Origin of the sequence: Bradyrhizobium sp. 21 (assembly GCF_023073335.1) — a bacterium.
In the GTDB taxonomy this organism is placed as follows: Bacteria; Pseudomonadota; Alphaproteobacteria; order Rhizobiales; family Xanthobacteraceae; genus Bradyrhizobium.
In genome coordinates, this window is record NZ_JADPJG010000002.1 from 62,543 (window position 1) to 87,092 (window position 24,550).

A 24,550-nucleotide genomic window follows, 5' to 3' on the forward strand; every position below is an offset into this window, starting at 1 on the left:
GCGCTAGCGCTTTAGGTTGAGCGTCAGCAGGGCCGCGACCGCGAGGGCCAGGCCCACGCCGGCCACGCAGGCATGCCAGCCATACGCGTCGAACAGCCGGCCGAGGACGGCCGTGCCGATGAGGCCGCCGCAGAAATAGCAGGCGAGATAGGTACCGCTGGCGATGCCGCGATTCTCGGCCGCAGCCTGTCCAACGTATCCCGTCGCAGCGACTTGCGCGGAAAAGGTGCCGACGCCGACCAGAACCATCCCGGCGAGCACCTCACCCAAATGGGGGGCCAGCATCAGCGGCAAGCCGATCCCGGCGATAGCGAGCGAGCCCCAGATCGTTGGACGCGTTCCGAGGCGCGATGCCACCTTGCCGGCCAGCAACGTCGTGACCACCGACGGCAGGAAAACGAAGTAAACGAAGCCGAGGTCCATCATGCCCAGCGATAGCGGCGGCCGAACCAGAACGAAATTGACAAATGTGAAGGTGCCGATGAATGCGAACAGGATGCAGAAGCCGATGCCGTAGGCGGCACGCAGCCGTGGATCGCGCCAATGCGCGATGGTGGCGGCAAGCGCCGACGCTGTCGGCAGCATTGCACGCATGGGCTGGACGCGCTTGAGGGTGAAATAGACCAGCGCGGCGCCGGCCAGATTGAGGGCCGCGAAGAAATAGAAGTTCCACGCCAGGCCAAGGCCATCGGCGACCGCGGCCGAGACCAGCCGGCCGACGAGATTGCTGGCGACGTTTCCGGTGATGTAGGCGGCAAAGGCGCCGCCGGCGTCCATTGCACTGCATTGCTCGCCGAGATGCGCCAGTGTCAACGCGAAGGCCGATGCCATGCAGAGGCCCTGCGCGACCCGCAGGCCGGTGAAGACGGCAAGATTGGGCGCAGCCGCCAGCAGGCTCGTCGGAATCGCGAGAAGGGTCAGGCTGAGCAGGATACCGCTCCGCCTGTCGATGTGGGGGCTGAAAAAGCCGACAACGAGGCCTGCGACGGCCATGCCGAAGGTGCTGGCGTTGACGGCAAAGCTCATCGCCGCCGGCGTGACGCCGTAGTGGCGCGTCAGCGAGGGCAGGATCGCCTGTGTCGCGAACAGGTCGACGACGGTCAGGAAGGCTGTCACTCCGATGACGAGCGAACGGAGCGCCGCGCCACGCGAATGCTCATTCATCGGCATTGCCGTCGGCTTGATGCGCGCGGACAGATCGGTCATGGCACGGCTCCTAACCCGGTTTCATTGTCATTCCGGGAGCGGATCCTCGAGCGGCCCCGGAATGACGAGAGCATCAAGTGCTCGTTACATGTTGTGGTCGTGCGGGTCCCTGCGGACGTCGCCGACATAGAGAATGACGGTCTCCTTGCCGAGGTTCTTCCACCAGTGCGAGGTGCCGAACACTTCGGGGCGGATGTCGCCGGCCTTGTGCACGATCGGATCGACGCAGTTGGAGGCGTGTTCGACGATCTCGCCCTGCTGCACGAAGATCAGGGCAGGGCGGTCGTCATGGCTGTGCCAGGGCACGATGCCGCCGGGCTCGATGGTCAATTTGCGGAAGCGCAGCTCGCGGCCCTCGATGTGTGCCGGCTGCTTGCCAAGGTCGATGGCGCCGAGCGTGACGTCGGTGACGCCGACCGGCTTATAGTCGACCATCTGCTGCGCGTTCGGCTTGATCTTGTCAGCCGGGCATTCGCCGGCGGAGACTGACTGCGCCGAGACTGTCAGCGCGCTGAAAATGGCAAGGCCCGGCCAAATGAGGCGCGACAAAGCGTGGCTCGTAGACATGGGGAGGTCTCCTGTGTTGACCGTGACCTCGCTGGTCGCCGGCTATGGCAGGAGCTTCGTCGAGACGGCGCCTATCTTGAAATGCCGGCTTGCTTTCGATGCGATAGCCCCGCGCTATGTTGATACGCGGCGGCTATCGAACCGATTGTGCATCGGCATTTCCGCTTCAGGGCCCTCCGGCGTCCGATGGCATCGCGGTCGCCCCTTGCGGGCGGCCGAGCCGGGAAACTAATATCCGCCCCAGGAATGCCGGAGCAGAAGATGACGTCTCTCTCGCCAGCCGACGCCGAACAGCTCAGGCTTGCCTTCCAGCGCTGCCGCGACATGGAAGGCACGCTGAACGAGCAACTCCGCGCCTATGCCGATGCCAGCCGCGAGGTCTTCCCGGCCTATGGCGAGGCCGTCGACCGCCTGGTGGCGCGATTGGGCGGGAACGGCGGCGGCGAGACCGCGCCGCGACCTGGGGACGCGATGCCGCCGTTCATGCTGCCCGACGAGGGTGGGCGTCTCGTCACCCTGTCCTCTCTGCTGGAGAGCGGCCCGGTCGCCGTGATGTTCTTCCGCGGCCATTGGTGCCCCTATTGCCGGCTCAATGTCCGCGCCGTGGTCCAGGCGCTGGACCGCATCGAAGCCATGGGCGCGCAGATCGTTGCGATCATGCCGGAGACGCAGGAGTATACAAGACAGCTCAAGGCGGATGCGGGGGCGCCCTTTCCGATCCTGACCGATCTCGACAATGGCTATGCGCTGTCACTCAATCTCGCGATCTGGCTCGGCGCTGACATCCAGAGCCTGTTGTCCTACCAGGACATGACGAAATTCCACGGTAATGATGGCTGGATGCTGCCGATCCCGGCCGTGTTCGTCGTCGGGCGCGACGGTTTCGTGAAAGCCCGCTTCGTTGATCCGGACTTCCGCAAGCGCATGGACGTCGATGATCTGCTTGAGGCGCTGGAAGGCGCGAGCAGGGGGTCTTAAGAGGGTAAGCAGCAAGCGCTACCCCGCAATCTCCCGCCAATCCGCACCGCGCAGCATGCGCATCACGGCATTGGCTACCGCCGTGCGCTGCCGGCCGGCCACCCCGTAAAGGCTGACGGTGCGACGGGCGTCCAACCCGGCGACCGCGGCGCGCGTCAAGGTCTCCGGCACGGGCGAGGTGTGCGGCACCATGGCGACGCCGATGTCGGTCTCGACCAGTTCGATCAGGTCGTGCTCGTTCCAAACTTCGTGGCCATGGCCGACATCGATACCGTGCTCGCGCAGGCTCGCAGAGATACGGCCGGAATGCTCGCAGAATGCCCGGCTCAGCAGCGGCTCCGCGCGCAAATCGTCCAATTCGATGCTGCTGCGGCCGGCCAGCCGGTGTTCCTCGCTGACGACGAGCTCGAAGCTCTCTGTGAACAGCGGCCAGACGTCGAGCCGATCCCAGGCCTCGTCGATCTCGGCAGCGATGCCGAGTTCGGCCTCGCCCTTCTTCAGGAATTCACCGACCTCGCGGCTCGTCCCGCGCAGGAAGCGGAATTCGAGCCGGTTGAACTGCCGCCTGATCTGGTTGAGATGCGGAATGAGCAGCGACAGGTCGATCGAATGCGTCAGTGCGATACGGAGCGCTCCGATCTCCCCGCTTCGGAACGAGGACGCGAGCGAGCGTGCGCCGATGGCGGCGTCAAAACACTGCTTCAGCAGCGGATGCATACGCTGGCCAAGCTCGGTCAGTTGCGCCGCGGGCCGTTCGCGGCGAAACAGATCGCCGCCGAGCTCGGCCTCGAGCTGCTTGATCGCGCGGGTCAGCGAGGGCTGCGTGACGTTGCACTCCTCGGCGGCCCGCGTGAAATTCAAGAGCTGCGCCACCGCGAGGAAATAGCGGACCTGGTGCATTTCCATGGATGGCTCCCCGGCAAGATCGACCGGAAATCTAGCCGATCGGGACGGGGAATGACATCCCGCCCGCGATAGCGCGCGGGCATGAATTCGAAAGCCAACCGGCATTCCAAAGGGTCCCACGATCTTCTAAAACGATAGCGCGTAACAAGACCGCCGCGTCCGACGAATATTCGACCGGGACGGGCTCACCAGGAGCGGACCATGAGCGGCATGAAGGGCAAAGGTGCGGATATCCCAGGTCAGGTCGTGCTGGTGCTGCAAGGCGGTGGTGCGCTCGGCTCCTATCAGGCGGGTGTCTACCAGGCGCTGCACGAGGCAGGCATCGAGCCGGACTGGGTCATCGGCACCTCGATCGGCGCCATCAATGCGAGTCTGATCGCCGGCAACGCACCGGAGCACCGGCTCGCGCGCCTGAAGGAATTCTGGAAGCGGATGGAGCAGAAACCGGTCTGGACTTTGGGCGGCGCTTTTCCCGACTTCAGCGAGAGGCTCGCTTATTGGTCGACCGTTACCAATGGCATTCCCGGCTTCTTCCGGCCCAATCCGCTGGCGCATGCAGGCGATACCTTTCCGCTCGGCGCCGATCACGCCGGCTTCTATTCGACCAAGCCGCTCGAGACGACGCTGCGCGAGCTCGTCGATTTCGATCTGGCCAATCGCTGCGCGCCGCGCCTGACGGTCGGTGCGGCCCATGTCGGCACCAGCGAAATGCGCTATTTCGACAGCCGCGACGGCGAACTGACGGTGAAGCATGTGATGGCCTCGGGCGCATTGCCGCCGGCCTTCCCGGCGATGCGCATCGACGGCGAGCTCTATTGGGACGGCGGTATCTTGTCGAACACGCCGACGGAAGCCGTTTTCGACGACTATCCACGCAGGGATTCGCTGATTTTCTCAGTGCATCTGTGGAATCCCGCGGGTGCCGAGCCGACAACGATCGCGGAGGTTCTGAACCGCCACAAGGATGTGCAGTATTCCAGCCGGATCGCGAGCCAGATCGTGCGCCAGCAGCAGGCCCACCGCCTGCGTCACGTCATCAACCAGCTTGCCGCGCGACTGCCGGAGAGCGAACGCAGCGATCCCGCGGTGATGGAGTTGATGAGCTACGGCTGTGCGACCCGCATGCATGTGGTGCGGCTGCTGGCACCGCAGCTTGACCACGAGACCCACACCAAGGACATCGACTTCAGCCCGTCCGGCATCATGCGGCGCTGGGATGCTGGCTATGCTCACACGAGGTCGGTGCTCGAGCGAAAGCCGTGGGTTGGCGAGTTCGATCCGCTCGCGGGCGTGGTGCTGCACGAGCATACGGACGTGCTGCCGATTGCGGCGGAGTGAGGGCCTTGGTCCGCTGTTGTTTTGCGCGGTGATAATTTTCACACTGGCGCGGTCTGGGCTATTGTCGCCGCGTCTTCGTCGCGAGGCTTGCAATTGGTCGCTGAGAAAGATCTGGAGGTAACGCTCGATCAGGTCCGCGCCAATGCAGCGGGACCGGTGGCCGGCGTGTTCGGCCCTGACACGATCACCTGGCAGATCGACCGGGAGGCCGTCATCTTCCTCGGTGCCGGCCGCGCGCTGCTGCTGCAACTGGCGCATCCCTGGGTCGCGGCCGCCATCGCCGAGCACTCCAAGACGTTCGCCGATCCGATTGGCCGCTTCCATCGCACCTTCGACATCGTCTTTGCCATGGTATTCGGCTCGCTCGACCGGGCGCTATTGTCGTCGCGGCAACTTCACCGGGCCACAGCATGATTGTCGGCGCGATGCCCGAGACGGTCGGTCCGTTCGCGGCGGGCTCGCGCTACTGTGCCAACGACATCCCGTCGCTGCGCTGGGTTCACGCGACACTGGTCGAGTCCGCGCTGATGGCGCACGATTTGGTGCTGTCGCCGCTCTCGGCCGAGGAGCGCGAGCGCTACTGGACCGAGAGCCGGACTTTTGGTGCGTTGTTCGGGTTGGCGGCGGATGATTTGCCGGCGGACTGGGCGGGCTTCGCGGCCTACACCAAAGCAATGGCGCAGTCGGACACGCTGACCGTCAGTCCGGCCGCGCGCGAGATTGCGAGACAGATTTTCAGCGGCGCGCGTCCGTGGTTGCGACCACCGCGATGGTATCGTGCGCTCACGGCGAGCTTGTTGCCGGAGCCTTTGCGCGCGGGATTCGGGTTTGAGCGCGACGAGCGCGACACCAGATCCGCCTTCAATGCGCTGAAATGGATCAGGCGCGTCTATCCGAAATTGCCCGACCGGCTGCGCTATGTCGGTCCTTACCAGGAAGCGCAGGCGCGGCTGAATGGCAGGACCGAGCCCGACTGGATGACCCGGTGCCTCAATAGGGCCTGGATCGGGCGGCCGCAGATGGACCAGCGCAAGAGTTGAGTCCCTCCGCCGCTGCCACAACCACCGTCATTGCGAGGAGCGCTTGCGACGAAGCAATCCAGACTGCTTCCTCGGAAACGATTCTGGATTGCTTCGCTGCGCTCGCAATGACGGAATGGCGCTCACACCGACGCTAGCTTCCGGTACAGCGCGTTGTAGCTGCCGGCCGAGATGCTCCACGAGAACGACCGCCCCATCGCGCTGCGGCGCATGGTGTCGAGCTGGTCCTGCGCCATGAACGCCTCGAAGGCCCGGCGGACGCCGCCGAGGAAGGATTCGTGCGAGGGTTTTGAGAACAGGAAGCCGGTCTCGCCGTCGGTGATGGTCTCGGCGAGGCCGCCGGTCTGGTGGCCGATCGGCAGCGAGCCGAAGCGCTGGGCGTACATCTGGCTGAGCCCGCAGGGCTCGAAGCGCGAGGGCATCAGGGTGAAATCACTGCCCGCGAAGATGCGCCTCGCCTGGGCATCGTTGAAGCCGATGGTGACGCCGATGGCGTCGGGGCGGCGACGATGCGCGTCGATCAGGGCCTGCTCGAGCGCTGGCTCGCCGGATCCGGTGACCACGATCTGCCCGCCGGCATCGACGATCTCGTCGGCCGCCGCCAGCACGAGGTCGATACCCTTCTGGTGCACCAGACGCGCGACGATGCCGAACATCGGGCCGCGCGACACCGCAAGCCCGAACTGCTTGCGCACATAGTCCGCATTGGCCTTCTTGCCGACCCAGTCGCCGGCGCCGAACTGCTGGGCTAGCTGCGCGCAGGAGCGCGGGTCCCAGCTCTCGTCGATGCCGTTGAGGATGCCGGTGAGCTCGGACGCGTCGGAGCGCAGGCGGAGCAGGCCTTCCATGCCGCAGCCGTACTCGGTGGTGGTGATCTCGCGCGCATAGGTGCCACTGACGGTGGTGAGGTGGGAGGCATAGACCAGCCCCGCCTTGAGGAAGGAGAGCTGGTCGTAGAACTCGACCCCATCGATGTGGAATGAGCTTTCCGGTGCGCCGATCCGTCGCAACGACTCCCTTGGGAAAAGTCCCTGATAGGCGAGATTATGGATAGTCAGGATCGACGGCAGCTTGGCTCCGCGCCAGGCAAGGTAAGCCGGCACGAGCGAGGCCTGCCAGTCATTGGCATGGACGAGGTCTGCTGCCCAATTCTTGTCCAGCTTGCCCATGGCAAGCTCAGCGGCCGCCGAGGCAAAGCGCGCGAAGCGGATGTCGTTGTCCGGCCAATCGCGCCCGGACTCGTCACCGTAGGGATTGCCGGGCCGGTCGTAGAGCTGCGAGCACAACAGCACATAAACCGGCAGGCCGTCCTTGGTCGCGGCCCGGCCGAGCGAGCAGGCGGGCATCTCCGCGAATGCCGGGCAGCGGCCGACGATCTGAATATGCGTGAGTTGCTTGATGATATCGCGATAACCGGGCAGCATGATCCGGATATCGGCGAAGGGACGAAGGGCTCTCGGAAGGGCCGCAGAAACGGCACCAAGTCCGCCAACGCGGACAAAGTCGTCCATCTCAGTCGTGACAAACAAGACCCTCAAGAACAGTCGCCCCCTGCTCGAGCCCGTTTGCTGCTATGCAAGAACGGGTCCAGTTGCCCTGAAATTTCCAAGCCCGCCTACGAGACGCGTCCGTTCGGTAAACACTTTCCTACGCAGCCGCCGCCCCTTAGGGTCGAAGTACCAACAACAGGGAACTTCGATAGTTCCTAAGTGACCCCAAGGACTGGACAAGGACGCAAGCAGGCATGCAGCTATCAGATAAGCATGAGGGGACGACGACAAAGGCCTTCGCCGGCCTCAGGGTCCTGGATTTTTCGACCACCATCGCCGGTCCCCACTGCGCCCGGATGCTTGCCGACATGGGCGCCGAGGTCATCAAGATCGAGACCGACGGCGGCGAGACGATGCGGACCCGGCCGCCGCTGCGCAAGGGCTGCAGCACCGTGTTCGGCCAGCTCAATGTCGGCAAGAAAAGCGTCGTGCTCGACCTCAAATCCGAGGACGGCAAGGAGGCGGTGCGACGGCTGGTCGCGAGCGCCGACATCCTGGTCGAGAACTTCCGCCCCGGCGTGATGCGCCGGCTGCGGCTCGACTACGACAGTCTGCGTCCGGTCAATCCCCGGCTCATCTATTGCTCGATCTCGGGCTACGGCCAGAGCGGTCCGTCCGCGGAGCTGCCGGCCTATGCGCCCGTGATCCATGCCGCCTCCGGCTACGACATGGCGCATCTCGCCTACCAGCCCGGCCGCCACCGTCCCGACTATTGCGGCATCTACCATGCCGACGTCGTCACCGGCACTTACGGGTTTGGCGCGATTGCGTCCGCGCTGTATCAGCGCACGGCCACCGGGCTCGGCCAGCACATCGACGTCTCCATGCTGGAGTCGATGCTGAGCTTGACGGTGATCGAATTGCAGAGCTCGCAATTCGCGGTGAAGCCGCCGCCGCGTCCGATGTTCGGCCCGACCGAGACCGCCAACGGCTATGTCATGATCACGGTTGCGAGCGAGAAGACGTTTCAGGGGTTGATGGGGGTGATCGGCCGCCCCGAATGGATCACTGACGCACGCTTCTCGGCCTATGCCGCGCGCCGCGACAATTGGGCGGACCTGATGGACGGCGTCGAAGATTGGTCGCGGCAGCTCACGACCGACGCCTGCCTCGTTGCACTCGGCACAGCCGGCGTGCCGGCCTCGGCCTACCGCACCGTGACTGAGGCGCTGCGGGATCCTCAGATCGCGCACCGGCAGGCGCTCTCGTCCGTGGAGGACGAAGGCGGCGCGTTCCAGGTCCTCAATTTGCCGTTCCGGATGTCGGGCGCCGACACCAGGCCGGGCCGGACGATGGCTGTGCTCGGCGAACACACGGGCGAACTGCGCAGGGAGATCGGCCTCACCGACGGAGCGCCAATTCCGTCAGGCAAAACAGGCGTGCAGGGCTGACTAGACAGGTCCGAATTTGTCTCGTCCCCCGGCCCGTGGCATGGTGGCAGCGACAACAAGAAGCATGCGGGAGGACGCCGATGAAGAGTTTCAAGGTCGCCGATTTCAAGGCGCCGCTGCAGGAGTTCGACGAGGCCACGCCGCAGCCGTCAGGCACGCAGGTGCTGATCAAGGTGAAGGCGGCCGGTGTCTGCCATAGCGATCTCCACATCTGGGAAGGCGGCTACGATCTCGGCCATGGCCGCAAGCCGCTGTCGCTGAAGGATCGCGGCATCAATTTGCCGCTGACGATGGGGCACGAGACCGTCGGCGAGATCCTTGCGTTCGGTCCCGACGTGAAGCCGACCGACCAGGGCGATCTCAAGCTCGGCGATGTCGGCCTGGTATACCCCTGGATCGGTTGCGGCAAATGCGCGACCTGTCTTGGTGGAGACGAGAACATGTGCCTGACGCCGCGCTCGCTGGGCGTCTATTGCGACGGCGGCTATTCCGACCACATGCTGGTGCCGCATCCGCGCTATCTGCTCAACCTGAAAGGACTCGATCCCGCGTCGGCCGCCCCCTATGCCTGCTCGGGCGTCACCACCTATAGTGCGCTGAAGAAGGTCGAGCAGCATTTCGACACGCCGATCGTGATGTTCGGCGCCGGGGGGCTCGGCCTGATGGCGCTGTCGCTGTTGAAGGCCATGGGCGGCAAGGGCGCGATCATGGTCGACATCGACGCCAGGAAGCGCGAAGCCGCGGAAAAGGCCGGCGCGCTCGCGACCGTCGATCCCAAGGCGCCGGATGCGCTGGAGCAGCTCGCCAAGAAGGCGGGCGGGCCGATCCGCGCCGTCCTCGATCTCGTTGGCAACGCCGCGACGACGCAGCTCGGCTTCGACTGCCTGACCAAGGGCGGCAAGCTCGTCATCGTCGGCTTGTTCGGTGGCGGCGCGACCTGGGCGCTGCCGCTGATCCCGATCAAGGCGGTGACGATCCAGGGCAGCTATGTCGGCAATCTGTGCGAGACGCAGGAATTGCTCGATCTCGTGCGAACGAAGAACATCGCGCCGATCCCGGTGACGAAGGCGCCGCTCGCCAAGGCCAATGATGCGCTGGTGCAATTGCAGCAGGGCGCCGTGGTCGGGCGAACGGTACTGACGCCGTAGTCGTTGCTCTATCCTTCGTCATTGCGAGCGAAGCGACGCAATCCAGACTGCCCCCGCGGATGCAGTTCTGGATTGCTTCGTCGCAAGAGCTCCTCGCAATGACGAGCTTCTCTCTCCTTCATTCGGAAACCCCATGTCCGCAAACAACGCCTTCCACATCGCCGTGCTCGCCGGTGACGGCATCGGTCCCGAAGTCATGGCGCCGGCCATAGAGGTCCTGCGCAAGATCGAGACGAAATCCGGCTTGAGATTCCGCTTTTCCGAGTCACCGGCCGGCGCCAACAATTATCTGGCGACCGGCAAGTCGATGCCGGATTCCACCATCAAGCTCTGCGAGGAAGCGGACGCGATCCTGCTTGGCGCCTGCGGCCTGCCGTCGGTGCGCTACCCCGACAACACCGAGATCGCGCCGCAGATCGAGCTGCGCTTCATTTTCGATCTCTATGCCGGCGTGCGCCCGGCGCGGCTGATTCCGGGCGTGCCCAGCCCGATCGTCGGCGCCGACCAGCGCGGCATCGATCTCGTCGTGATCAGGGAATCCACCGAAGGCCTGTTCGCGTCGATGGGCAAGGGCGTCGTCACCCATGAAGACGCGCGCGAGACCCTGGTGATCACGCGCAGGACCTCCGAGCGACTGTTCGAATTCTCGTTTCGCCTGGCCGAGCGGCGCAAGGCGCGCGGCAAGCCGGGGATGCTGACCTGCGTCGACAAGGCGAACGTGTTCAAGGCCTTTGCGTTCTTCCGCGGCATTTTTGACGAAATCGAGAAGCGCCATCCTGAGGTGAAGACCGACCGGCTCTATGTCGATGCCTGCTCGGCGATGCTCGTCAAGCGTCCCTGGGATTTCGACGTGATGGTGATGGAAAACATGTTCGGCGACATCGTCTCCGACATTACCGCGAGCCTGATCGGCGGTCTTGGCATGGCGCCATCGGCCGACATCGGCGACAAATACGCCGTGTTCCAGCCCTGCCACGGCACCGCCCCCGACATCATGGGGCAGGGCAAGGCCAATCCCACCGGCATGATCCTGTCGACCGCGCTGATGCTGGACTGGCTCGCCGACAAGCACGGCGTCGAGGGCGCGGCCGAAGCCGGCGAGCAAATCGAGCGTGCGGTGGACAAGGTCTATGCCGACGGCCTCAAGCCGATGGAGTTTGGCGGCAGCAACGGCACAGCCGACATCACGAAGGCGGTGCTCGCGGCGCTGTAGGCTCGCCGATCTCGACGCGATGGGCAAGCAACCGATATACCCATCAGCCTACATAGCGCCAGAACGCCTCCGCTCCAGACCTACGCGCCGCTTTCGAGGCTCCTACTCCGAGCGACTTAGCTGCCCTTTGATCGATGGCCAGTTCAAACGCAGCGGGTTGCCTTTACAGTCCACATTCGCTCCCGAATGACGCTGCAAATCTGGAACTTGAATTCGCTGAAAAACGCCTCGACCCCGCGCCGCTTTGCCTTGCCGTGCTCGGGATCAATCCGCCACTGATGAAGCGCTTCCTCGGTCTCGAACTCGACGATCGTCACTCGTTCCCCATCGTCCGCAACGAAACCCTTGTGCGAGATGTAACCAGGTATCGTTCGCGCGAGTTCGCTCATGCGTTTTGCCATTGGCCCATATTCATCCTGCACGCCGGGATTCATTCGAGTGCGAAATACGGTGACGATCATCAGACGAGCTCCTGTGTGGAACGAACTGTGTTGGTGCCTTTGCGGCGGCAGTCGCCTTAGTCGGCAGTGCCGTCAATGATGATGAAATCGGCGTCCGCATACTTTTGGCGAATCATCCGCGCGCTCTGATATTCGGCACTTGCGTAGCAGGCAGCAGCCGTCGAGCGATCCTTGAACTCGACCACGACGTTCCGCTCGCGGGCTTCTCCTTCCATTCTTTCGAACGCTCCGCCACGCACGATGAATTTTGCACCGAATTTCTTGAACGCCAGGTTAGCCGCAGCAAGGTACTCGGGGTAGTTTTGCTCATCGCGAACCGAGACGCGTACAATCCAATAAGCCTTCGGCACGTCATTCTCCGTTGTGTTTGCCGGATGGCGGAAGCCATCGTCCGTGCCGTGATCTTTACCTGAGGCGCGTAATCACTTATAATGAATAATTATGATCTAATTGATCACACTGAGAGATATATGGACCTGTCGGATCTGCGGATATTCGTTGCTGTCGTGCGCGAAGGCGGCGTGACCCGCGCGGCCGAGCGGCTGCACCGCGTTCAGTCCAATGTCACAACCCGTATCCGGCAGTTGGAGGAGGATCTCGGTGTCGCCCTCTTTATTCGAGAGGGTAAGCGTCTTCATCTGGCGCCCCAGGGGCAAGTGCTGTTTGGCTACGCCAACCGCTTGCTCGCGCTTGCGGATGAAGCACGCGATGCCCTGCAAGACGCAAAGCCCCGCGGTACGTTCCGCCTCGGGGCGATGGAAAGCACGGCGGCTGTCAGGTTGCCGGGACTGCTCAGCGAATACCACCGGCGACATCCGGGGGTCGTTCTGGAGCTTCGCACCGGCAATCCGCAGGTTCTCGCGAGCGCCATTCTCGCCGGCGATCTCGACGCAGCGCTCGTTGCCGAACCCATCGCCGATGAGCCGTTTGAGAAGGCGCCCGCCTTCGCGGAGGAGTTGGTGATTATTGCGGCTGTCGATCATCCGCCGATCGTCAAGAGGGGCAGCAACCTACCAGGTACCATCATCGTCTTCGAACACGGATGCCCGCATCGCAAGCGGCTTGAAGACTGGTACGCAAGGCGAAACGAAATGCCGGAGCGCATGATCGAGCTGGCGTCGTATCACGCAATGCTGGGCTGCGTCGTTGCGGGCATGGGTGTTGCCCTGATCCCCAAAAGCGTTCTGACCACTTTTCCGGACAGAAGGCTGTTGAGCGTCCACCCGTTGGGACGAACGGAGAATCGGGCGTGGACTGTGCTCATCTGGCGCAGGGGAGCGGGCTCCGCAAACATTCAGGCCTTGAAGGAGATCTTGCAGAAGTCCCGGTTGGCGAGTCACAGGGCCGCGACGACAGCCACGGCCCTATGAGACTGGACGGCGCTGCGTTTGCCAAATTCCTCGGAAGCGCCGTGTTATGGCGTGCCTTGTCGAACTGGCTGATGTCGGCGCCGACACGAGCGCCTTGCCACCGGCCCCTTGCAGTTCACCAGCGATGCCAGTGGCGGTGGCCCCAGCCCCACGGACGCGGGCCGTAGAAGCGTCGCGGACCGCCGTAATAGCCGTAGGCGCCATAATAGTTCGGACGCCAGAAGCAGCGACCCCAGGGGTTGCAGACCCAGCGCACCTGATCGACTTCGGCTGCCGGGCCGCTCGCGATACGGTCGGCCTGCGGAATGCCGTTCGACATTGCCGCGAGTGCCTGTCCTGATGCGAGCGCGGCGGCGCCCAGGGCAGCCAGACCAAGAACAGCAAATTTAAGTTTCATCGCAATCTCCCTCATTTGATGGCGAGAGAACTTCCAGCAAATCAGCTGGTTGCTATGGTGTTGCAGGGGCGTGGGAATTTAATCTTCCTGAATGCATGTTCACGTTGCCTGCCGTCGTTGCTTCGCGTCGTCGCAATAACGGAATCACCGCCCCTGGAACAGCGGCTTGCGCTTCTCCATGAAGGCCTGCCGGCCTTCGCGAAAATCCGCCGAGTCCATGCAGGCGGTGCCGATGGCCTTGATCGCATCCATGTCGCGCCCGCTTTCGTCCTTCAGCACCTGCGCGATGGTGAGCTTGGCGGCCTTGATCGCGAGCGGAGCGTTTTGCGAGATCGTCTCGGCGATTGTCATGGTCTCGCCCCAGAGCTGGTCGACCGGGAAGACGCGCTCGACCAGACCGATGCGCAGCGCCTCGGCGGAATCGATCCGCATGCCCGTGTACATCAGGAGCCGCGCCCAGGACGGGCCGACCAGTGACACCAGGTGCTTCAAGCCGTCATAGCCATAGGCGATGCCGAGTCTTGCCGCGGGAATGCCGAACTGGCTGCCTTGCGCGGCGAGGCGGATGTCGGCGAGCATCGCCACCTGCATGCCGCCGCCGAGACAGAAGCCGTCGATGCAGGCGATCGTCGGCTTGGGATAGGCGGCGAGCAGCGCCCGCTGCGCGGCGCTCCGCTTGCCGTATTCCTCCGATGCCGCCGCGTTGTGGCGCGTCTTCTCGAACTGGCTGATGTCGGCGCCCGACACGAAGGCCTTGCCGCCGGCGCCGCGCAGGATCACGACGCGGACCGCATCGTCGTCGCGCAAGGCCGTCAGCGCCTCGCCAAATCCTTCCCACATCTCCAGCGACATCGCGTTGCGCTTGTCGGGATTGTTGAAGGTGATCACGCCGACGCCGTCGGCTGTGTGCTGGAGGATCTTGCCGTCGGCGTAGGAGGTTTCGGTCGTATCGGAAATTTCTGGCATCGCGCACCCGCTTTTCTGTGGCGGGCGCAATGTGCGGCGGACGCGGCGCCGGGGTCAACCGCGGCAAGGCGGAGGGCTCGCCACCCGCCTGTGCCGTGATTGCATGGCGCAGTCGCGCTTACTGCATCATATGCGCGGTCAGCGGGTGGCTGCCGGCATTGCTGAAGAACGCCGCCTCTTCGGCGGTCGCCTCCAGCAGCTGCTCGTCCTGGTTATAGACGTCGTTGCGGAACTGGACCGTCTGGTCCTTGGTCATCCAGGCCGTGAGATAGATCCAGGCCACCGGCACTTTCTTGGCCATGGCAATCTCGAGATGCTGGCCGGTGGCGATGTCCGAGTCGATCGCGGCGCGGCTCCATTTCGGCTGGTCCTTCAAGAGCCAGGCGGCGAGATCGCGCACATTGTCGACGCGCGAGCAGCCGTGGGAATCGAAGCGGTAGTCGTCGCTGAACAGATTGCGCTGGTTGGTATCGTGCATGTAGACGGAATATGGGTTCGGCATGTCGATCTTCACCGCGCCGAGCGCGTTGAACGTGCCGTTTTGTTGGCGCACGGTGAAATTCGGCGTGTGCGTGCCGGACCAGTCGACCGAGTGCGGATCGATCGGATTGTCGTGGGCGTCGAGGACATCCATGTGCATGCGCGACAAATAGGTGGGATCCTTGCGCATATGCGCGGAGATCTCGGTCTTGGCGATCGAGGAGGGCACCGTCCAGGTCGGATTGAGGACCACGCTGCTGATCTGGGCGGTCAGCGTCGGCGAGGGCTTTTCGGTCTTGCCGACGATCACGCGATAGCGCCGCACCACGACGTCGTTCTCGACGGCCTCGGCGAAGGCGGCGGGGATGTTGACGACGACGTAACGCTGGCCGAAGCCGAAAGTCATGTTCTCGAGCCGCTGGAGCGAAGCCTCGAGCTGCCGTATGCGCTTCTGCACCGGCACGTTCATCGCCGCGATCGTGCGCGGCGTCAACGTTCCGGTCGGCGCGAGGCCGTGGCGGGCCTGGAAGCGTTTCACGGCGTCGGCGAGATCCTGGTCGAAGGCGCCGCTGGCCTTGTCGGTCGCGAGATCTCCGGAGACGATCAGCCGCTTGCGCAGCAAATCGTCGTTGGCGCCCTGAACGCCGACCGCGAATTTGGCATCCGCCGGGATCGTCGGCCAGCCGCCGCGGACTGCGAGGTCGGAATAGCTTAGGGCAGCGTCCTTGATACGCTGGGCGGAACCTTCGTCATAGGTCGGCTCGTGCGTCAGCGCGAGCGCAGCGGCCGAGCGGCTGTCTGCCGTCGAAGCGGACGCCGGCATGGCTGTTTTCGGTGCGGCCGCGTGGGCTGGATTGGCGGTGGCAGGCACCGCGCCTGCCGCGGGCGCCGGCTTGGGCCCGGCCTGTCCGATGGTCTCGGTCTGTGCAAGCGCAGAGGCGCTCGCGAGCATGCCGACGGCAATGATCATCGCATGGCGTTTCGACATGTGTCCCATCTTCCCCTTCGGTCATCGTGCTGATTCGAGAAATCGGCGGGAGGCTAGCGCCTCCCGGTTGCGGCTCCCTTAAGTACGGCGCATCGTGAGCCCCTCGCGTCGGACGCGCGGTCTCTGGATTGGGTCGCGACAGGCTCGGAATGGGTTCGCGAAAATCGCGGGCCGCGGCGGCAAAAACGTCAACAAAAAGGGGCGGTCATGCCGCCCCGAGAAAGACCGCGCGCACGCGCGCGAGCCCGAATATGTCTCATCCGGGTCTCGTCCAATCCGGCCGCGCCCCCGTGACGCGGCGGATTGAACATTGGCCGGAAAGGCGCGAACGCCGGTCGGCTCAGGCCTCGTTCGCTGCGATCGATTCCATCAGCGAGACGAGCTGACGCTGCACCGTCTGGTCCTTGATCTTGCTGTAGGCGCGCAGCAGGCGGAGGCTGAAGGCCGAGTCAAGGAACAGCAGGCTCTCGACTTCGCGCGCCTTGTTGTCACCGTCATAGAAGAAAGTCACGGGCACGTCGAGGGAGGTGGCGATCTGCTGAAGCCGAGCCGCGCCGACGCGATTGACGCCCTTCTCGTATTTCTGGACCTGCTGGAAGCTAACGCCGAGCTTATCGCCGAGCTCGGCCTGCGAGATCTTCATCTCGACGCGCCGCAGACGGATTCGCTTGCCCAGCTCAATGTCCGGCTTGCCGGCACTGCGCTGCTTCATTCTTTTCGCCGCTGTCTTCATCTTTTTTCTCATCGGTCTTCGGTTGAAAACCCCCCGAAGAGGTGGGTCAGGGGTTCGCCCATATACTCGTCCTTGAATTCATGCGGGTGCACGAATTCTTCCTTAAACCACGGGAATCGCGCTGGATTGAAAGCTTCGATCAGCCAGTCAATCATGTGCCGCACTCTCGGTATCCGGCCGCTACCGGGATGGTAGGACAACCAGATATCCAGCGGTCTGTTCAGCTCGACCTCCAGTGGAATCAGCTTCCCGCCAAGCGCAATGGCGTAGCTCGGGAATACGCCAATTCCGGCGCCATTCGCGACCGCCCAGTAGTTGGCGCTTGAGACGTTGGTCTTCATGACCAGCAGGTCACGTTCCGGAACGCCCGGGAAGAAGCTCTCAAAAGTTTCCTTGGCGGCGAGCTGGTCGGCGAATTGCAGCACCAGGCGGTGCTTGATCAATTCGTGGGCCGAGCGCGGCGTGCCGTATTTCTCGAGGTATTTCTCCGAAGCCCAGAACATCAGATGCATGCGCCCGAGCCGCACCAGCTTGACGTCGAGCGCGGAGGGGCGCGACAGATGGATCGCGACATCGGCCTCGTGGCGGGAGACGTCGGCCGATCGCATCGCGCAATGCAGATCGACCAGGATCTTCGGATAGGCCTGCTGGAATTCGACCAATCGCGGCGCGAGCCAGAACGTGCCCAGGCCCTCGGTCACGGCGACGCGAACCTCGCCGGACAGGGCACTGGCCGTCGAATCGCTGGCTCGCAACACGTCGAAGGCAGCCGCCTCCATACGCTCGACGGCGGAGACCACCAATGCGCCTTCGTCGGTCAGATGCGTGCCGTGGACGTCGCGGGTAAACAGGGTGGTGCCGGTCTGGCGTTCGAAATCGTCGATTCGGCGGCGGACGGCGTTGATCGACAGCGACAGGCGCTCGGCCGCCGAGCGGAAACTTCCGCGTCGGACGACTTCCAGGAAAATGCGCGCCGCATCCCAGTCCGAGAGGCCGCTGATGTTGATCTTTGGGCGTTCCTCCAGTGGAACGCCCCTTTCCGCCAAGGAGTGCATACAAGTCCCTTCGGGTCGCTAAACTGGCAGAATCTGGCGCAAACCACAACCACGGCGGGTTGGGGAACGACGAGTTTTGAACGTCATCCTTACTGTGTCGCAGGTGGTATCCAAGTGCTGCCAAGGGCTGGGGATCAGGCAGACCATCGCCTGAATGAGGGGTGTGGCGTGAGTTCCGTTGCGAGCCGTGACGTGGCTGCGGGATTGTCGGGGATGTCGGCAATGACCGTCCTTGCGCGAGAGCCGGCGCCGCCCTCCGGGATGGATCAATTGCAACACACCAGTCGTTCTACGACTGGGCGTCTCCACGAAAGCCGGCGGCGCAGCGACCCGATGTTCGCCGGAACCGCAGTTTCAACGCAGAAACACACTGAAATCATATTCAGGGGCGCAATGACCTCGTGCTATCGTCGGTACTCCATGGGGGCCGCGGGGATCGTCGCAAACACATCTCACAGGCCGAATTAACGGAAAGAACGCCGGTGTCGCATTCAGACGAACAGTTGCAGTCGGTGCTGGAAACGCTTGAAGAGTGCCGCAGGATCCTCAATGAGAGCAACGGCCAGGAGTCGGCCGAGCTGCTGTCCATTGTCATCCTCGACGTACGGATGAAACTCAAAGGAATTGACGGTGCCGATCTCAAGGCACTGTGCGACGAAATGCTGCGGAGCGCCGCAAGTGAACCGCCGCCCCCTTCCAAGCAGACGCAGGACCAGCCCCGGCGTCCGCTGCTCCGCGTGGTGAAGTAGCCGCGCCGCCGAGTCTCGCTTTTTGGCGAGATTCGTGCGCGTCCCGATGCCGCATCTGTGATTGCAGACGGCATCGGGAGGAGCCCTGGTTTTGTGCGCCTCTGTTGCGCATTCTCAGCCATCGGCTACACCAGAGCCGGTTTGGTTCCGGGCCGCGCGCAGTCCCCGTGCGCCGCGCCGGCGTCTGAGATGGCTATGACTGCATCATGCAAAATGTTTCGATCCCGGCGGCGCTGATTGCCGGCCTCGTCAGTTTCCTCTCCCCTTGCGTCCTGCCGCTGGTTCCGCCCTATCTGATCTATCTGACGGGCGCCACGATCGAGCACGTCGAGAGCGACGAGCCGGCCTCGGCCTCCAAGCGTGCGATCATGATGGCGGCGGTGCTGTTCGTGCTCGGCTTCTCCACGGTGTTCGTGGCGCTCGGGGCCAGCGCCTCGCTGATCGGCGGGCTGATCCGTGCCTGGTCGGCCGAGCTGTCGATCCTCGCCGGCATCGTCATCATCGTCATGGGCCTGCACTTCCTGGGGCTGACGCGCATCGGCCTGTTGATGCGCGAGGGTCGCCTGACGGCGCCCAAGCCCGTCGGCCTCTGGGGCGCCTATGTGATGGGGCTCGCCTTCGCCTTCGGCTGGACGCCCTGTATCGGCCCGATCCTCGCCGCGATCCTTTCGGTCGCCGCGGCCGAAGCGACGGTGACGAAGGGCGCCGGCCTGCTCGCGGTCTATTCCGCGGGCCTCGGCATTCCCTTCCTGATCGCGGCCCTGATGATCGAGCAGTTCTCAAAACTGTTCGCGCGCATGAAGGGGCACCTCGTCAATGTCGAGCGCGCCATGGGCGTCTTGATGGTGATCACCGGCATCGGCTTTCTCACCGGCGCGGTCTCGAATGTGAGCATCTGGCTGCTGGAGACATTTCCGGCGTTGCAGACGATCGGTTAGGCGCTCACCGCGAACCGCGCCAACGCCCCGCGATCGATCTCGATTCCAAGTCCCGGCCCCTCGGGTACCCGCACGATACCGCTCTCATGCTCGATCGGCTCCTTCAAAATCGCCTGCCGCATCGGATGCTCCGTGCGGTCGAATTCGAGCATCGGCTCGATCGATGACAGCGAGGTCGGCGTGTGCGAGGGCAGCACCGCGAGGAGCTGGAGCGAGGCCGCGATCGCAATCCCGGTGCCCCAGACATGCGGATTGTAGCGGATGCCGAACGCCTCGCTCATGTCGGCGATCTTCTTGCACTCGGTCAGGCCGCCGGCCGCGCAGGTGTCGGGTTGGGCGATGTCGAGCGCATGCGCGGCGAACAGGTCGCGAAAACCGAAGCGCGTGAATTCGCACTCGCCGCCGGCAATCGGAATGGTGAGTGCGGATTTCACCGCGCGATAGCCCGCGACGTCCTCGGGCGGCACTGGCTCCTCGAACCATCCGATGTCATGGCGCTCGATCATGCGGCCGAGCCGGATCGCGGCGACCGCGTCATAGGCGTGGTTCGCGTCGACCATCAGCGTGACGTCGGGGCCGATCGCCTCGCGGACCTCGCGGGTGACCGCGGCATCCTCCGCGACCCCAAAGCCGACTTTCAGCTTCACGGCGCGAAATCCCTCGGCGGCATAGCCGGCCGCTTCTTCCGGCAAATATTTGAGCGGATCGCCTGATTTGCGCCGGTACAGGCCCGTCGCATAGGCCTGCACCTCCTTGCGCGCCGCGCCGCCGAGAAGCTGGTGCGCGGGCACGCCAAAATGCTTGCCCTTGATGTCCCATAACGCAATGTCGATGCCGCTCAGCCCCTGGATCACGACGCCCTTCTGGCCGTGATCGCGCCAGCGTGCGTAGATCGTCTGCCACAGTACGTCGGTGCGTAGCGGATCCTCGCCGATCAGCCACGGCGCGATAGTTTGCACCACTGCGGCCGTCATCCGCGCCGGGCCGTAGCATTCACCCCAGCCGACAAGTTCGTTATCGGTCTCGATCTCGACCAGCATCGCGGTGCGCGTGTCGTACCAGGCCCGTGAATAGGCGAAGGGCTGCGAGAGTTTTGCTTCGAGAATGTGCGTGCGCACATTGGTGATCTTCATCGCCGCTGTCTCCCGCTCACCGTGCCTCGTCGAGCGCGCAAGTCACCGTGCAGACGACACCGCGCGGCAGGAAGTCGACCGTTGCCTCGCCGCCAAGCTGGTCGCGCGCGCTGCGCTCGATCAGGCGCGAGCCGAAACCGCGTTGAACTGGCGCCGTCACCGCCGGTCCGCCGTTCTCCGTCCAGATCAGGCGCAGCCGCGGCTTCGACGTGTCGGTGACGACCTCCCACTCCAGCGTTACCCGGCCGGTCTCGTTGGACAGCGCGCCGTATTTCGCGGCGTTGGTCGCGATCTCGTGCACGATCATCGACAGCACCACGGCGAGCCGTGGCGACAGCGGCACGGCGGGACCGGCCATGCGGATACGCTCGGGATTATTCAGCAGGAACGGCTGAAGCGCGCGAGCGATCACGTCCCTGAGTTCCGAGCCCGCCCATTTTTCCTGACTCAGCAAATTATGCGCTTCGGCGAGCGCGCCGAGCCGGCCTTCGAATTTAATCCGCTCGTCGCGGCTGGCGCTGCGGAAGGTCTGCACCGCGATCGCCTGCATCAAGGCCAGCGTGTTCTTGACGCGATGGTTGAGCTCGTCGATCAGGAGATCGTGCAGCATCTCGCCGCGTGCGATCGTGGTCGCCATCCGCACCGCGAAGGTCAGGCCGGTCAGCAGCAGGATGCCGCCGATCAGGCTGGTGATGGCGATGTTGCGCCAGAGCGGCGCGATCAGCGAGCTCTCGGCAACGCCGGTGGCGACGGTCCAGCGCGTCAGGTGCGAACGGGTATAGGCGGAGGCCAGGGCGACACCGTCGAGCGATACGGTCGGGATCGACGCTTCGTCGCTGCGGAACAGCTCGGCGTAAAGCGAGGGCGAAGCGCGCTTGCCGAATGTTTCACTGAGGTTCGGCACGCGCGCGAACACGGTTCCCTTGGCGTCCAGAAGGGACACCGTCCACTGCGGGTCAGGCCGCTGCTTCTCGACCAGCTCTTGAAAAATGCTGATCGGCGGGCTGAAGCAGAGGTCATAGACGACCTCGCCATCCCGGAATATCGGGACCTCGACAGTGAGAATCTGGCGCTGATTGATCGCGCCGGTGAACAGGTCGGAATATTGCGGCGACCTCGTCGCAAATACCTTTTCGATGATCTCGATATGACCGCGCGGCTGCAGGCTCGCGGTGTTCTCCGTGGCGGAAGAAAACAACAGCCGACCGCTGCGATCGGAGACCAGCACGAGGCCGCCCTTGCCGTACTGGTCGACGAAACCGAGCGCGATGCGGCGGAAGTTCTCGAAGTCGTCGTCGCGCAGCGAATTCGTCAGCGCGAGGACCTGCAAGCCGCCGGTCATCCGCTGCACCTCGGAATCCAGCACCAGGCGCATGCTGCGCACGTTCTCCAGCACCCGGCGGGTCGCGTCGTTTCGGTCCTGCTTGTAATTGTAGATGGCGATGCCGACCGCGAAGACGATCAGCGGCAACATCGTCCCCGTGACCAGAAGAGCGAGCCGGACCGGTAGGGTGAGCTTTGACAAACGCGGGCGTCCCGGTTCCAGCGCAGCGGCGCCGAAATTGATTTCGGGGGAGACCATACGGGCGAGATTTGCGCTGCGCCATGATTTTCGCATCGCGCGCGCCGTCCAGAGACAGATGTTGCAGCGCAGCCGTGACGCCTGCGCGTCAGCTCATGCTGATGGCGGTCAGCAGCAGGCACATGGCGTAGACGGCCGCCAGGCTGAGCCCAGCGATCTTGGCTTCTCGATGCGATGTCATGGGGTGAACTCCGGGAGGGCAGCCGCCTCCAAGGCGACCGCCCGCGCGACTTTGATCAGTCGATTTCCTGAACGACGGTGCGCGAGCCGGGATCCACCAGCATCACGCGATCGCCGGAATAGACATAGCGATATTTGGTGAGCGAGGGACCCCAATCGGTCGGAACCGCCTCGAGCTCCACGTCGCTTGGCACCGTCGCGCCGACGATGATTTTTTCCTTCGTCGTAACCGGGCGAACGCGGCGCTCGGTGACGTAGGATTGGATCCTGGTTCGGTATTGCGGTTCGATCTGAACCGCCGCCGCGTGACCGGTTCCGGTGGTGGTGACCACGGTGGATTGCGCGAAAGCGCCGGTCGAAATCAGGATGGCCGCGGCGGATAGCAGGAACAGCTTCTTCATATCGTTCTCCTCACAGAATAAGCGCTGCACCAACATCCCCACCGCAGGCGCTGTTCCCCGAAGTTGGGAACAAATTGCTACTTTTTCCCGTTTACGAATCGACCGGACTGAATGCCCGGCAACAGGAGGAGGAAGACCATGAAGATGAAGCTTGCGACTGCGGCGTTGATGATTACTGCATTTTCCCTGCCGGCGTTCGCGGCCGACGAGTTCTATGTCGTGCAGGACGTCAAGACCAAGAAGTGCACGATCGTCGACAAGAAGCCGATGGACACGTCGATGACCGTCGTCAGCCCGTCGGGCACGGTCTACAAGTCGCGCACCGAGGCTGAAAGCGGCATGAAGACCGTCAAGGTCTGCACGTCCAACTGAGGAGGATGACACAATGCCCGTTCTGATTTTGTGGGCTGTGCCGGCCGTGCTGGTGATCGGCGGCGGCATCTATCTGATCGGCCATATGCACTAGGCCTGTCTTGAAACGCGTGCGGGCCCGTGCGTGCAGCGCACAGGTCCGCACGTCCTCCGTCTCCTGCGAGGGCCGCCCCTGCGGCCTGCCGCGCGCCAGCAGGAATGCGAGTTGCAGTGCAACAGGACCTGCAGGGCTGGTCCTGCGACGAAGAGTACCTCCAGCGCACGCGAAATGACTTCCGTCCCGCCGACGTTTTTCATACGCTTCCCTCTCGCAAGCCGCATAACGGCTGCGCTCACGGCCCGGCTACAGGGCCGGAGCATCAAAGGGAGGGGAGACGATGAGGCGACGGTCATTTCTCGCTGGGATCGGTGCGACCACCGCGGCGGCTGCGATTGGCATGCCCTCGATCCTCCGGGCGCAGGCGCCGATCACGCTGAATGGCGCGGTCCAGTTCAACGACGAGCACGCTTTCAACCGGGCATTGCTCCGGTTCGAAGAGCTGGTGAAGAAGTATTACGGCAAGCCCGTCAACTTCACGCTGCACAGGAACTCCTCGCTCGGCCTCGAAAAACAGTATTTCGAGTACATGTCGCAGGGCAAAGCCGTCGATTACGGCATCGTCTCGCCGGCTCACATGTCGACCTTTGCCAAGGCGGCCCCATTCATCGACGCGCCTTTCGTCTTCAAGGGCATCGAGCATATGAACAAGGTCGTTGAAGCCAATATCCTGGCGCCGATCGCCGACGAAGTCGCGGCCAAGGCCGAAGTCGTTCTGATCGGCTATTCCGGCGGCGGCATCCGCAACATTTTCGCCAACAAGCCGCTCAAGAATCTCGCCGATCTCAAGGGCCTCAAGGTTCGCGTGCAGGGCGCCCCGATCTGGTCGAAGACCTTTGCGGCCGTCGGCATGAGCCCGACGGTGATCGCCTATAACGAAATCTACAACGCGATCCAGAACGGCGTGATATCGGCCGGCGAGAACGAGGCGGCCGGCGTCGAGGCGATGAAGTTCTACGAAGTGGCCCCGCATCTCAACCTGACCCAGCACGCCGTGTCGATCCGGCCGATCTGCTTCTCGGTGAAGACGCTGAAGACGTTGCCCAAGGAGTTGCAGGACGCGATCATGAAGGCCGGCAAGGAAGCCGGCGATTACGGCCGGCAACTGGAGTCGAGCGAGGAGGTCATCAAGCTCGACACGCTGGAAAAGGCCGGCAAGCTCAAGCGCGTTCCGTTCGAGGAACGTGACGCCATGAAGAAGCTCGCCGATCCCGTGATGGCGACCTACGCCAAGGAAATCGGCGCCGAGGGCATCTTCGAGAAGATCAACGTCGCCTGAGAATGGTCGCTGTCCACGCGACAGGAAGTCGG

24 protein-coding genes and 1 pseudogene are annotated in these 24,550 nt (G+C 63.8%); 11 read left to right on the forward strand and 14 right to left on the reverse strand.

Going from position 1 to position 24,550, the window contains the following annotated elements; translation table 11 throughout:
- Positions 1 to 3 precede the first annotated feature (3 nt).
- Positions 4 to 1,206 (reverse strand): MFS transporter, encoded by a 1,203-nt coding sequence (locus tag IVB31_RS00275; protein ID WP_247317228.1) that lies wholly within the window; start codon positions 1,204 to 1,206, stop codon positions 4 to 6.
- Between the two features lie 84 nt (positions 1,207 to 1,290).
- The gene (locus tag IVB31_RS00280) at positions 1,291 to 1,773 is read right to left on the reverse strand and encodes a cupin (protein WP_247317231.1); all 483 of its coding nucleotides are present in this window, start codon (positions 1,771 to 1,773) and stop codon (positions 1,291 to 1,293) included.
- Between the two features lie 261 nt (positions 1,774 to 2,034).
- On the opposite strand from IVB31_RS00280, the gene IVB31_RS00285 reads away from it, so the two are divergent.
- Complete coding sequence (locus IVB31_RS00285) at positions 2,035 to 2,751, forward strand: peroxiredoxin-like family protein (RefSeq protein WP_247317234.1); 717 nt, start codon at positions 2,035 to 2,037, stop codon at positions 2,749 to 2,751.
- An 18-nt stretch (positions 2,752 to 2,769) separates the two neighbouring features.
- Here the strand turns inward: IVB31_RS00285 and IVB31_RS00290 are convergent, their stop codons facing one another.
- On the reverse strand, positions 2,770 to 3,657 hold the full coding sequence (locus IVB31_RS00290; RefSeq protein WP_247317237.1) for a LysR family transcriptional regulator: 888 nt from the start codon (positions 3,655 to 3,657) through the stop codon (positions 2,770 to 2,772).
- 201 nt (positions 3,658 to 3,858) lie between these two features.
- Between IVB31_RS00290 and IVB31_RS00295 the strand changes: the two genes are divergently transcribed.
- A complete protein-coding gene (locus IVB31_RS00295) occupies positions 3,859 to 4,995 on the forward strand; it encodes a patatin-like phospholipase family protein (protein ID WP_247317240.1) in 1,137 nt (378 codons plus the stop codon).
- 93 nt (positions 4,996 to 5,088) lie between these two features.
- A pseudogene (locus IVB31_RS00300) lies at positions 5,089 to 6,035 on the forward strand (oxygenase MpaB family protein).
- A gap of 122 nt (positions 6,036 to 6,157) precedes the next feature.
- On the opposite strand, the gene glgA reads toward IVB31_RS00300, so the two are convergent.
- Positions 6,158 to 7,573, reverse strand: coding sequence for a glycogen synthase GlgA (gene glgA / locus IVB31_RS00305; RefSeq protein WP_247317244.1), 1,416 nt, complete (start codon positions 7,571 to 7,573; stop codon positions 6,158 to 6,160).
- 206 nt (positions 7,574 to 7,779) lie between these two features.
- Between glgA and IVB31_RS00310 the strand changes: the two genes are divergently transcribed.
- The 3 genes from IVB31_RS00310 (at position 7,780) to IVB31_RS00320 (ending at position 11,337) form a co-directional block, all read left to right on the forward strand.
- The gene (locus IVB31_RS00310; RefSeq protein WP_247317246.1) at positions 7,780 to 8,976 is read left to right on the forward strand and encodes a CoA transferase; all 1,197 of its coding nucleotides are present in this window, start codon (positions 7,780 to 7,782) and stop codon (positions 8,974 to 8,976) included.
- Positions 8,977 to 9,056: 80 nt separating this feature from the next.
- Positions 9,057 to 10,124 carry an alcohol dehydrogenase gene (locus IVB31_RS00315; RefSeq protein ID WP_247317248.1) on the forward strand — a complete coding sequence of 356 codons (1,068 nt, stop codon included), beginning with the start codon at positions 9,057 to 9,059 and terminating at the stop codon, positions 10,122 to 10,124.
- A 133-nt stretch (positions 10,125 to 10,257) separates the two neighbouring features.
- Positions 10,258 to 11,337, forward strand: a complete 1,080-nt coding sequence (locus IVB31_RS00320; RefSeq protein ID WP_247317250.1) for an isocitrate/isopropylmalate dehydrogenase family protein — start codon at positions 10,258 to 10,260, stop codon at positions 11,335 to 11,337.
- 143 nt (positions 11,338 to 11,480) lie between these two features.
- On the opposite strand, the gene IVB31_RS00325 is transcribed toward IVB31_RS00320, so the two are convergent.
- Together IVB31_RS00325 and IVB31_RS00330 are read right to left on the reverse strand one after the other, a co-directional pair.
- The gene (locus tag IVB31_RS00325; RefSeq protein WP_247317252.1) at positions 11,481 to 11,798 is read right to left on the reverse strand and encodes an antibiotic biosynthesis monooxygenase; all 318 of its coding nucleotides are present in this window, start codon (positions 11,796 to 11,798) and stop codon (positions 11,481 to 11,483) included.
- A 56-nt stretch (positions 11,799 to 11,854) separates the two neighbouring features.
- Positions 11,855 to 12,148: a DUF1330 domain-containing protein gene (locus IVB31_RS00330; protein WP_247317254.1), complete on the reverse strand. Its 294-nt coding sequence runs from the start codon at positions 12,146 to 12,148 to the stop codon at positions 11,855 to 11,857.
- A gap of 120 nt (positions 12,149 to 12,268) precedes the next feature.
- On the opposite strand from IVB31_RS00330, the gene IVB31_RS00335 reads away from it, so the two are divergent.
- On the forward strand, positions 12,269 to 13,168 hold the full coding sequence (locus IVB31_RS00335; RefSeq protein WP_247317256.1) for a LysR family transcriptional regulator: 900 nt from the start codon (positions 12,269 to 12,271) through the stop codon (positions 13,166 to 13,168).
- 115 nt (positions 13,169 to 13,283) lie between these two features.
- Here the strand turns inward: IVB31_RS00335 and IVB31_RS00340 are convergent, their stop codons facing one another.
- From IVB31_RS00340 to IVB31_RS00360, 5 genes are all read right to left on the reverse strand, one after another.
- Positions 13,284 to 13,565: a hypothetical protein gene (locus tag IVB31_RS00340; protein ID WP_247317258.1), complete on the reverse strand. Its 282-nt coding sequence runs from the start codon at positions 13,563 to 13,565 to the stop codon at positions 13,284 to 13,286.
- Between the two features lie 144 nt (positions 13,566 to 13,709).
- Positions 13,710 to 14,531, reverse strand: coding sequence for an enoyl-CoA hydratase (locus IVB31_RS00345; RefSeq protein ID WP_247317260.1), 822 nt, complete (start codon positions 14,529 to 14,531; stop codon positions 13,710 to 13,712).
- 118 nt (positions 14,532 to 14,649) lie between these two features.
- Positions 14,650 to 15,999: a L,D-transpeptidase family protein gene (locus tag IVB31_RS00350; protein WP_247317262.1), complete on the reverse strand. Its 1,350-nt coding sequence runs from the start codon at positions 15,997 to 15,999 to the stop codon at positions 14,650 to 14,652.
- Between the two features lie 340 nt (positions 16,000 to 16,339).
- Positions 16,340 to 16,711, reverse strand: coding sequence for a helix-turn-helix transcriptional regulator (locus IVB31_RS00355; RefSeq protein ID WP_247317264.1), 372 nt, complete (start codon positions 16,709 to 16,711; stop codon positions 16,340 to 16,342).
- A 29-nt stretch (positions 16,712 to 16,740) separates the two neighbouring features.
- Positions 16,741 to 17,787 (reverse strand): LysR family transcriptional regulator, encoded by a 1,047-nt coding sequence (locus IVB31_RS00360; protein ID WP_247317266.1) that lies wholly within the window; start codon positions 17,785 to 17,787, stop codon positions 16,741 to 16,743.
- Positions 17,788 to 18,269: 482 nt separating this feature from the next.
- On the opposite strand from IVB31_RS00360, the gene IVB31_RS00365 reads away from it, so the two are divergent.
- Complete coding sequence (locus IVB31_RS00365; RefSeq protein WP_247317267.1) at positions 18,270 to 18,536, forward strand: hypothetical protein; 267 nt, start codon at positions 18,270 to 18,272, stop codon at positions 18,534 to 18,536.
- Positions 18,537 to 18,742: 206 nt separating this feature from the next.
- Positions 18,743 to 19,474, forward strand: coding sequence for a cytochrome c biogenesis protein CcdA (locus tag IVB31_RS00370; protein ID WP_247317268.1), 732 nt, complete (start codon positions 18,743 to 18,745; stop codon positions 19,472 to 19,474).
- Here the strand turns inward: IVB31_RS00370 and IVB31_RS00375 are convergent.
- The 3 genes from IVB31_RS00375 to IVB31_RS00385 form a co-directional block, all read right to left on the reverse strand.
- The gene (locus IVB31_RS00375) at positions 19,471 to 20,607 is read right to left on the reverse strand and encodes a mandelate racemase/muconate lactonizing enzyme family protein (protein ID WP_247317270.1); all 1,137 of its coding nucleotides are present in this window, start codon (positions 20,605 to 20,607) and stop codon (positions 19,471 to 19,473) included. The genes IVB31_RS00370 and IVB31_RS00375 overlap by 4 nt on opposite strands.
- A gap of 16 nt (positions 20,608 to 20,623) precedes the next feature.
- Positions 20,624 to 22,081 (reverse strand): sensor histidine kinase, encoded by a 1,458-nt coding sequence (locus IVB31_RS00380; RefSeq protein WP_247319316.1) that lies wholly within the window; start codon positions 22,079 to 22,081, stop codon positions 20,624 to 20,626.
- 344 nt (positions 22,082 to 22,425) lie between these two features.
- Complete coding sequence (locus IVB31_RS00385) at positions 22,426 to 22,770, reverse strand: DUF1236 domain-containing protein (RefSeq protein WP_247317273.1); 345 nt, start codon at positions 22,768 to 22,770, stop codon at positions 22,426 to 22,428.
- Positions 22,771 to 22,908: 138 nt separating this feature from the next.
- Here IVB31_RS00385 and IVB31_RS00390 point away from each other — a divergent pair, with 138 nt between their 5' ends.
- Entirely contained in the window at positions 22,909 to 23,142 is a 234-nt protein-coding gene (locus tag IVB31_RS00390; RefSeq protein WP_247317275.1) for a hypothetical protein, read from the forward strand.
- A 377-nt stretch (positions 23,143 to 23,519) separates the two neighbouring features.
- Positions 23,520 to 24,518 carry a TRAP transporter substrate-binding protein gene (locus tag IVB31_RS00395; RefSeq protein WP_247317277.1) on the forward strand — a complete coding sequence of 333 codons (999 nt, stop codon included), beginning with the start codon at positions 23,520 to 23,522 and terminating at the stop codon, positions 24,516 to 24,518.
- Positions 24,519 to 24,550: the final 32 nt, after the last annotated feature.